The organism is Planctomycetia bacterium (assembly GCA_021413845.1).
Classification (GTDB): Bacteria; Planctomycetota; Planctomycetia; order Pirellulales; family PNKZ01; genus PNKZ01.
This window is the reverse complement of the sequence record JAIOPP010000047.1, coordinates 1-9,782: the sequence shown is the minus strand read 5'-3', so window position 1 is coordinate 9,782 and position 9,782 is coordinate 1. Positions and strand designations below refer to the sequence as shown.

Sequence of the window (9,782 nt, the reverse complement as noted above, 5' to 3'; positions counted from 1 at the left end):
CTCGGGATTTCGCACATGACGTACAGTTCCAAGCCGTTGCGACCGCGCACGAGCCCGTGCTTCGCCATTTCTTGTTGCACGCGACGGCCTTCTTCGACCGTGCGGCAAAACGGAATCATCAGCTTGAGATTCGTCAGCCCCATCTCTTCGCGGACCTTGAGCATGGCGCGGCATTCCAGAGCGAAGCCGTCGCGATAGCGCGGATCGTAATAGCGCGAGGCACCGCGGAATCCGATCATCGGATTCTCTTCGATCGGCTCGTACGGCGCCCCGCCGATGAGATGGGCGTACTCGTTGGTCTTGAAGTCGCTCATCCGGACGATGACGTCGCGCGGATAAAACGCCGCCGCCAACGTAGCGACCCCTTCGGCTAAGCGATCGACGAAGTACTGCGGTTTATCGGCGTACCCTTCCGTAAGTCGCGCGATCTCGCGCGCTAGGCCGACGCCGTCGCACGGCAAGAAGCTCAGCCCGAACGCTTCATCCGGATTGGCGACGTTCACCATGATCTTCGTGTGCGGATGAGCCATCGTGCTCAGGTCGGTCGTTTCGACCGTGAACGGCAATCGTCCGGTGTAGACATAACCGGTGTCGCCTTCGGCGCACGAGATCGTGATCTCAGCTCCTTCGGTCAGTCGCTCGGTGCCGTGCTCGGTGCCGACGATCGCCGGCACGCCCAATTCGCGACTGACGATCGCGGCATGACAAGTACGACCGCCGCGGTTCGTCACGATCGCCGCGGCCCGCTTCATAATCGGTTCCCAGTCGGGATCCGTCTTGTCGGCAACCAGAACGTCGCCATCTTGAAACGTGCTTAGTTGCCGTAAGTTCTCGATTTTGCGGATTGGCCCCGCGGCGATCTTTTCGCCGATGCTACGCCCTGAAATGAGCACCTCGCCGCGCTTTTCCAACCGATACGTTTCCATGATGCCGCTGGAGCGTTGCGACACGACCGTCTCGGGCCTTGCCTGCACGATGAACAGTTCGCCCGTCCGACCGTCCTTCGCCCATTCCATATCCATCGGCGTAGGCAGACCGCGCTTGGCGCTATAATGTTTTTCGATTTCGATCGCATAACGGGCGAGTTCGAGCACTTCATCGTCGTTCAAAGCAAAGCGGCGACGGTCGGTTTCCGCGACCGGGACGTTGCGAACCATCTTCGAGCCGCCGACATCGTAGATGAGCTTGAACTCCTTCGTGCCGAGCGTCCGGCGAATGATCGGGCGAAGCCCTTGCTTAAGCGTCGGCTTGAAGACGTAGTATTCATCCGGGTTGACCGCACCTTGAACGACGTTTTCTCCCAGTCCGTACGCGGCGTTGATTAAGACCGCGTCGGCGAAGCCGCTTTCCGTATCGAGCGAAAACATGACCCCGGACGAGGCGAGATCCGAGCGGACCATTCTCTGCACGCCGATCGAAAGGGCGATCTTCAAGTGATCGAAACCCTTGTCGATTCGATAGCTGATGGCCCGATCGGTGAACAACGACGCGAAACAACGCCTGCAGGTCTCAAGCAGTTGCGTCGGTCCTTGGACGTTGAGATAGGTTTCCTGTTGGCCCGCAAAGCCGTACGCTTCGACGATCGCCTGCCGCAGGTCGTCGGGAAAAGTCGCGTCGAGAATCAGTTGTCGCACACGGCTGCCGCACCGTTGCAGAGCGGCGACATCACCGACGTCGAGTGCGCCGAGTTCGCGGCGAATTTCGTCGTCGAGCCGATTCGCCGTGAGGAAGTAGCGGTAGGCTTCGGCCGTGACGGCAAAGCCGTCGGGTACGCGGATCCCGCGCGGTACAAGTTCGCGAACCATCTCCCCGAGCGAGGCGTTCTTGCCGCCGACGCTCGCAATGTCTTCGATGCCGATCTGGGCGAAGCGTTTGATGAAGTCGGTCGCGACTGCGGTCATGATTTGCGTCCTTAGCCTTGCAATCTCTTGAATCGTCGTAGCCCGTTCGTCGCTCCGATAACGCAGATCGCGTGCCGCGGAATCGGAAGTCGCTTCCGAGCGTTTGCGGCGCGCGGAAGCGTTGAAGTGTGGCGAAAAGGATCGTCGCTGTGCCGAATCGCCCGCATCTCGAGAGGTCAAGCCCTCCACCATGCCGTCCGACGGTCGCGGGTTAGGGCTTCGTAGCGTTCCTCTTCGCGGCGACCCGTTCAGGCTCTCCGACGATCATCTTGAAATCGGCGACGATCGGTCGGACTTCCGGCTTGCCGCCGATCTTCAGAGTCGCTTCGCCTTGAAGATGCAGATCATATTCTCCTGAACGGAGTCGGCCGTTGCGTGGATCGACAAGGATGAAACCGCTTTGCGAGCCGGCGATGTCCCACTGGATCGGTTGCTCGGCAGCCCCGGTCTTGTCCTTTTCGCGAACCTGCGATTTCACCCCAAGCGTCGCTTCCTCCGCCGTGAGTGATCTCAGCTGAAAGCGACTGTCTAAGAGAAAGTTGATGCTCGTGTAGTTCTCGGTCGTTCGAGTCCACCGATCGCCGACTCGCACCGCTGCCGTCGGGTAAAACTCAAACCCGCGCGTCAGCGCATCCCGCAATCCGGGTTCGTTCAGTCCCTGCGCGACGAAGGCACGAGCTTTTTCGCGCTCGTTCGCCGGCGGCTTCAGCTCGTCGTCGAGCGCCGACTCGATCGCGCTTTCGATCCCGGTGACCTTGGCGATCGTGCCGTCGGGGCGGACGGTCAGCGTCAACTTCCGGTTCACCATCAGGCCATGCAACAGCATCTCGGCATCGGCCTCCTCCGGCTTCGGTGGCCGCGCCGAATCGAAGGTCGTCTTGCCCTCGGGCGATTCCTTATCGATCGTCGCCCGAGCGAGCCAAGTCTCGATCTGCATCGAACCATCCTTGGCGACGTCCAACACGCGGAATTGATAGAGCAACGAGTAGCGTCCGCGATCGATGCGCTCGCCGTCGCCGATCTTGGTCGTCATTTTGGTTTCCGTGTAAAACTCCAGCGGAAACGTCTCGCCGCGGGTGAGCCGCAACGTTAGGTTTCCGTGGCCAGCCGATGACGACGGCGGTGAGACCGGAGCGGCGACATCGATGGCCGGTGTCTTCGGCGAAGCAGGAATCGCCGCTGCGAACATCCTTACGACCCCCATATCGATCCGCAGCCGATTCTCCAGCGCTCCTTCCGCAGCCCGAGTCGTAAACTCAAGCGTGTCGTTCTTCTTATAGGGCGCGATCTGCTCAGCCATGATGCGAACCTGCTCGTTTGAATCCGACTTCTTGTCGGAGAACTCATTCAACAAGGCCATGAACGGAGCCATGCGCAACGTGATGCGAAGCGGCTCACCGCGCGATGGACGATCTTCTTTCGAACGGTAGATAGCCAGCGAGAGCTTCGCGATCGCTTCCTGATCTCCGACCGCCGCATAGAGCTTGTCCGGACCGAAGCCGACGACCGTGTACATGGAATCGCCGAAGATCCGGCGCGCGTTGTCGTCGGGCATAGAGAGCTGAAGTTGGTGCAACGAGACGTCGCCGTTCTGAGACACGGCCCAGTTCAAGGCGCGAAACCCAGGCTGCGGCTGCAGCATCTCGGCGGCTTCGATCGCGGTTTTCTCGATGGCGCGGGAGTCGTAGAGCGTGCCGCCGGCCAGCACATGCAAGTGCTCTTTTCCCTGTCGCTCGATCACGACGCCGCCGTCGAGTTCTCCTGTTCGCAAGGTCTTGGTCACCGCCTCCAGGCTTTGAGCGACGAGCCTGCCGAGCGTTCGCACTTCGGCGTGGGGAGCGTCCGGCGAAGGGGCTGCCTTTCGGGCCTTCGCAGACTGCTGCTCCCACGCGCTGAGCAACGGCTCGATCGTCGCGGCGTCCAACGCCAGCGAAGAGATGATCGCCGCGGCCGCTTTCTCCGAAGCCAGGTGCTCATACATCGATGGACGCTGAGCGGCCGCTTCGATCCAACGCTCGAGTTTGCTCTCCTTCATCGGGACCAATCGCGATGTCACGTGGAGCTGCTCGACCGGTCGCAGGCATTGCAACTCGATTTCCCACCGCTGCGCTTCCGAAAGCCATTGCTTAACGAGAGGGCCTACCCACTGGATGTTCGACGGGGTCGCCGCGTCGCCGCTCTTGGTCGGAGCGAATGATTCCAAGATCATGGCGTCGAATGTCTTTCTAAGTTCGGCCGGCAAGCGATCGAGTAACACCGCCGCTTGACCCGTGACGGTCGGATCCAAGCCTTCGAACAACCGCGTCGGATCTTCCGGAAGAGTTTTCAGTCGCGCTTCATGGGTCGCTCCCGTCACGAAAAGCCATGAGCCCGAGACGCGCGCCGCGACGTTCACATTCCCGCCGCGATAAAGCCCGTCGTCGCTGCGACGGAACTCCCAGCCGAATCGCGCACGGAGTGCGGCCAGTAGCTTCTCCTCATCCTTCAGCGGGACGAAGATCACGATGTTCAATGTCTGGTCGGCGTAAACGACGAGCCCCGCGGGTCGCGAAGAGTCGATTCCTGCCGAGAGCTCGGTGATCGCATCCTTAACGCCGCCGATTGATTTTCCGCCGTCGACGTTCTCGCCCAAGAAGGAGAGATCTCGCTGCAAACGATCCAACGGCGCGACACGCGCGTAACCCACCACCGGCGCATCGTTCCACTTTAGGTCGGCACTCATCGTCGGCGAAACCGACGCCACGATGAACGCTACTGCGGCGAAGACCAAGGCCGCCCGATGCAAGCGACGCCACGCCGCCGTTGGAAGAATACTTTCGGCGGGAGTCGGATTGATGCACATGGGCCACCTCGATTGTTGGAACGCGGGTATTCGACGCGTTCGTTATGCAATGCGGATACCCTCCGTGACCGCCGCCGGGATTTTTCTCGGTCGTAACTAAAGAATCGCCTCTAATCCCAGATGAAAAAACCGGTTGAGCGTCGCGCCTTCAATCGACTCAACTTTGCAAACCGCCGCGGGCACTGTTCGGTATGCGCGCCGATTCGCACGCAAGATCCCTCTTGAATGACCGAATCCGCACAGCTTGCATCGATCCGACGGCGAGTCGCTCCGGCGTTCCGATCCGACTGCTTATCAACGATGCACCTTCAGCGACGCACGGCTGCGGTCCGCGGCCACCTCCTTTCGCATCCATCGAACCGCGATTTATCGCGACTTCGTGGAGCGCTTCAGAGCTTCGAAATCACGCTCCCGTGCAAGTCTCCGCACCTCGATTCCGCGAATCGGGATCGGTCGGCCCAAGAGTTGCTTATCGGGTATCCGAGTTCACATCACTGATACACGAGAGTCGCCATGAAAATGACGTCACGTTTATGCATGCCATCATCGAGCATGCGATCGGAGTCGCTTGCGGATCGGGCCATGTGTCAACGGGCTTCTCTAAAAAGCTATTCGCCACGAGAAGGGGATATGCGATGGTGATTCGCGAGATGGCCCCGTCGGCATGCCTCAAGGTATTGGCCGGCGCGAAGCTTGCAAGATTGGCATGTGCACATGAAAACCAGCCGTACATCGTCCCCACGCATCTGGCTTACCATGAGGCTTCAGAAAGTCTTTATGGTTTCACCACACGGGGTCGAAAGGTCGAGTGGATGCGAGCCAATCCATTGGTCTGCGTCGAAGTCGATGAGGTCCTAGACTTCGATCAATGGGTCAGCGTCATCGTGATCGGAGAATACGAGGAATTGCCGGCTGCTCTCGAGACGGAGAGGTTGACGCTTCGGTCCCCTGAGCACCCGCGAAACCTCGTCGCGGTCACCGCGGCCGCCGAACCTCGTCAGCCGACGTTCGCCGATAGACGGCGGGAAGCGTGGACTGCGCTTAATACTCTACCTATGTGGTGGCAGCCTGGAAGCGACGTCTGGGCAACGCGTCCCGGGCAGGACACGACCGCATCGCTCGAACCCATCTATTATCGGGTCAGAATCAAGAGTATCACCGGGCATATGGCCGCGGACGATGCGAAGACTTCGAGCTCCCAGGCGGTGTCGAAGCCGAACAATGGGATCGCAAGCTGGTTGCGAAAGGTTTTCTCCGGTTAGTCGGATTTCGAACGAAGTCAACCGCTCTGTATCCCTTTCGGATTTTCGTGCTCAAATACATCGTTGCAACAGGGATTTGAGTTCACGTCACCGACGAGTCAGTTCACATACCCCTTGGAAATCCAACCCATGGTTACGAAAAAGACCGGCGCTCATCACACCAAGGCCGGTGCGAAAGAGGCCGCCGAAGGCGCTGCGGTGCGAGATCGCGTCCGCGCGTTATCGATCGCCGCATTCCGCGATCGCAAACTCTCGTTGAGCGACGTGCCCAAGTTGGTCCAAGAAGTCCTCGAAGGAGCCGTGGCGACCGTCGACAAGAGCATCCCGGCTTCGAGTCGCAATGTATTGCGCGAGGTCTTCGACGGTCTGAGCGACGGCGTAAAGGCGATCGCGTCCGCGGGTTCGACGACCGTCGATGAAGTCCGCGAACGCGGCCGGGCGATTCCGGGCAGGAACGTGTCGGTCGCCGCTAAGCGGATGCTCGCCGCCGATGCCGACTTTCTCGGCGCCGTCAAGAAGTACGCCGGCAAAGCGTCGAAGGAAGTTCGCCAGGAACTCGAAGCGCTCGTGGCCCGTGCGGAGCGGACGGGTCCGAAGGTAACGGCTTCGGTGCGAGCGACGGCCAAGGCGGCCGACGGTCGCTTACTTGAGCTAACCGGCGAAACGGCCAGAGCGGGCGTCCGCGTCGTTCGTCGCGCCGCAGGGGCGCTGGCTATGGGCGCGGGGGGACTGCTTGAGGGCTTAGCAGTCGCGATTACGCCGAAGGGGCGACCGACGACGGCCAAGAAAGCCGAAGTCGCCCCCGTCCGGACCGCTACAAAAGAGACGACCAAGAAGGTTGCGGAACGGAAGCCGCCTAAGAAGCGAGCCCCTTAGTCGCCTCGATTGCGGCGATTCGAAACGAGCATCACCACGACCAAGATGGCCGCGGCCACGAAGCCGACGTAGCCGACCGCGGTGAGCGCCGTGGCGCCCGACATTCGGGCCGCGTGGACGAGAATCGACGAGCCGACGAACATCGCCGCGATGATCACCGCAAACGAAATGTTTCGGCTCGCATGCTCAATCGTGCGCGTCACGCGATCGAGGCCGCGGTGCTCGAGGTTCACGGCCAATTTGTTCCTGCGGAGTTGCGAGAGAATCGGCCGCAACTCGCCGGGAAGGTCTTCGAGCAGCTCGATGTATTGTCGCAAGCCGCGCTGCATCCGGTTTTTCATGGCCGGCATGCCGTATCGTTTGGCGACCAAGTCTTCCAAGTAGGGTCGCACGAAGGGGACCAGCTCGAAGGAGGGATCGAGTTCATGGGCGATCGATTCGATCGTCGTCAGCGCCTTGATGAGCAGAATGATGTCGGCCGGGCAGCGTACGCGGTGCGTTCGGAGCGAGGCGAAAAAGTCCTGCAGCACCTTGCCGAGGTTGAGTCGTTCTAGCGGCGTTCCTCGAAACGCCGACACGATCGCGTTGACATCCGCGCGCAGAGCGCGATCCTCCATCTTCTCGTAGTCCATTTCCGTAATGGCGCCGGCCGCTGCGATCACTCGATCCAAGTCTCCCGCGACCACGCCGGAAACGAGATCGGCGAGCTGCCGCGAAGTCCGTACGTCGATCTCACCGGTCATGCCGCAGTCGATGAAGGCGATGCGGCCGTTGGGGAGCGCCATCAGATTGCCCGGATGCGGGTCGGCGTGGAAGAAGCCGAACTCCAGGCACTGCCGGAAGACGGCTCGAGCACCGTTTTTAACCAGCGTGCGGCGATCGTCAGGGCTGAGCCGATCCGAGCCAAGGTCCGCGAGAACGAGTCCGTCGATTTCTTCTATCGCCAGCACGTTGTGCGTCGTCGCCTCCCAATACACTGCCGGAAACATGACCTCGAGATCGTCCGCAAAAAGAGAGCGGAGTCGCTCGGTCGAGCGTCCCTCTTGCATCATGTCCGTTTCGCGCTGAAGTTCTTTGGCGAACTCGCGCACGATCTCGGTCGGACTGTAGCCGAGGTTCGCGAAGTGGGCCTCCACGAGTTCCGCCAGCGCCTGGAGGATCTCCATGTCGACCGCGATGACTTCGCGAATGCCCGGTCGGAGAAACTTCAACACGATCCGAGTCCCATCGCGGAGTCGGGCACGATGGATTTGCGCCATGGAGCCGGCGGCGACCGGCTGATGCTGAAACGAACGAAACAGTCGTTTGCGGCGTCCTGGAAATTCCTCCTCCAGCATCTTCTCGATCACGCCGTAGTCGACACCCGGCACTTTGTTCTGCAGCTTCTTGAACTCGTCGACCCAGTCCTGCGGCACAAGATCGGGCCGGGTGCTCATCACTTGGCCGAGCTTCACGTACGTCGGACCGAGTTCGACGAGCATCGTCCGAAGGCGAACCGCGACGGGAATCCGTTCGTTCGTTCCGCTCGGTGCGGTCCCGATCGCGGTCCGCGCCCGATCAAGGAGCGAGTCGAGCCCGAGCTGCTGAGAGAGATCGGCGAAGCCGTGACGCGCGAGCACCTCAAGGACTTGAGCGTATCGCTGAAAGTGTCGAACGCGGCGAGTGATGGGGGGAAAGGTCATCGACGAATCGTACACCGGTGCAGTTCGGATTACCGACGCCTCGGCGGCAATCTCTATGATCAGCCTGCCCGAGTGACTTAGATTCTATCGTGAAAATCCAAGTAGTCTGCGTGGAGAATGAGCTAGGCCGAGTAAGGCGCAGCCGAAGATCCGTGGCCTTCTATAGCCGCCACGAGTCCATCGCCCCCCAGGCTCTAATAATTTCCGGATGCCGGCGCGAGCATGGCCGCTTGCGAGGCAGCCGCTTTTACGACCAAGACGGGACACTGTGCTCGACGGACGACTGCTTCGGCGACTCTTCCCATTCCAAGGCGGCCCGTACCGCACCGGCCGTGCGTGCCTAGGACGATCCAATCGACCTGCTCCGTCTCCGCGAGATCGAGGATCGCGTCCGCCGCAGGACCTTCAAGCAGTCGTTGTTCGCGCGGCAAGCCTTCCACGGAGGCCGCAATCTTGTCCAGCATTTGCTGGAATTCCTTCATCAACTCGGACGGCGCGCCGTTGAAGCATTCCGGATGTTCCATCAAAATCGGCGGCTCAACGATGTGCACGATGAGGAGCCCTGAGTCCGATCCACGAGCCAACGTCGCGGCGGTCTTCAACGCTTCGTCGCTGCAAGGAGTGAAATCGACCGGTACCAGGATTCGGCGGGATGACATGGTGAACGCCCTTTCGGTGTATTGCGATTCTCGAATGAACTCGACTATCGCAATCACCGTACCGGCGCCGGCCGATCCGCCGACGTCTCCGTTCAGTTTGAATTCCGCTTAGCGGATTCTGAACATGTGCGGGCTTTTAAGTGCCCGTGGAACGAGCGATTCTTCACGGCTTGTTCGTGACGGCACATCGTGGCGCTGCGCGACCGAGCGATTCGGCACACCGCGCCGCGCCGAAATGGCACATCGTCGCAATCTCTCGTCTGCTGCGATCGCTCATTCTTCAGCTTCTTCGAGCGGAGCATCGGAGGAATCGATGTATTTGCTTTATTGGGAGGCCGTGGAATCATCCGCATCATCCGACGGCACGGTGTTTGCCGTACGGTCAGGTTAACGACGTCGCGAACCGCACGTCACGCACAACTAGAAGTAGTTTCAAAACCGTCTGAGGGTGATGACGAGGCAGGCGAGTTGAACGAATCCGAGGAACAGATTTTCGTGATGTTCGTAGCGTGTGACCAGTCGCCGGAAGTTCTGCAGCCAGGAGATCGACCGTTCGATCT

6 protein-coding genes are annotated in these 9,782 nt (G+C 60.4%); 2 read left to right on the top strand and 4 right to left on the bottom strand.

From position 1 onward, the window contains the following. Together ppsA and K8U03_08680 are read right to left on the bottom strand one after the other, a co-directional pair. Positions 1–1,901, bottom strand: a 1,901-nt coding sequence (ppsA, locus tag K8U03_08685; protein MCE9604963.1) for a pyruvate, water dikinase, incomplete at its 3' end; no start/stop codon positions are given. A gap of 211 nt (positions 1,902–2,112) precedes the next feature. After that, a complete protein-coding gene (locus K8U03_08680; protein ID MCE9604962.1) occupies positions 2,113–4,743 on the bottom strand; it encodes a hypothetical protein in 2,631 nt (876 codons plus the stop codon). 533 nt (positions 4,744–5,276) lie between these two features. Between K8U03_08680 and K8U03_08675 the strand changes: the two genes are divergently transcribed. Together K8U03_08675 and K8U03_08670 are read left to right on the top strand one after the other, a co-directional pair. Next, on the top strand, positions 5,277–6,005 hold the full coding sequence (locus tag K8U03_08675; protein MCE9604961.1) for a pyridoxamine 5'-phosphate oxidase family protein: 729 nt from the start codon (positions 5,277–5,279) through the stop codon (positions 6,003–6,005). A gap of 129 nt (positions 6,006–6,134) precedes the next feature. After that, positions 6,135–6,881, top strand: coding sequence for a hypothetical protein (locus tag K8U03_08670; protein ID MCE9604960.1), 747 nt, complete (start codon positions 6,135–6,137; stop codon positions 6,879–6,881). On the opposite strand, the gene K8U03_08665 is transcribed toward K8U03_08670, so the two are convergent. Both K8U03_08665 and K8U03_08660 read right to left on the bottom strand, forming a co-directional pair. Further along, complete coding sequence (locus tag K8U03_08665; protein MCE9604959.1) at positions 6,878–8,563, bottom strand: AarF/ABC1/UbiB kinase family protein; 1,686 nt, start codon at positions 8,561–8,563, stop codon at positions 6,878–6,880. The two genes, K8U03_08670 and K8U03_08665, sit on opposite strands and share 4 nt — an antisense overlap. Positions 8,564–8,757: 194 nt before the next feature. Then, complete coding sequence (locus K8U03_08660; protein ID MCE9604958.1) at positions 8,758–9,222, bottom strand: universal stress protein; 465 nt, start codon at positions 9,220–9,222, stop codon at positions 8,758–8,760. Positions 9,223–9,782: the final 560 nt, after the last annotated feature.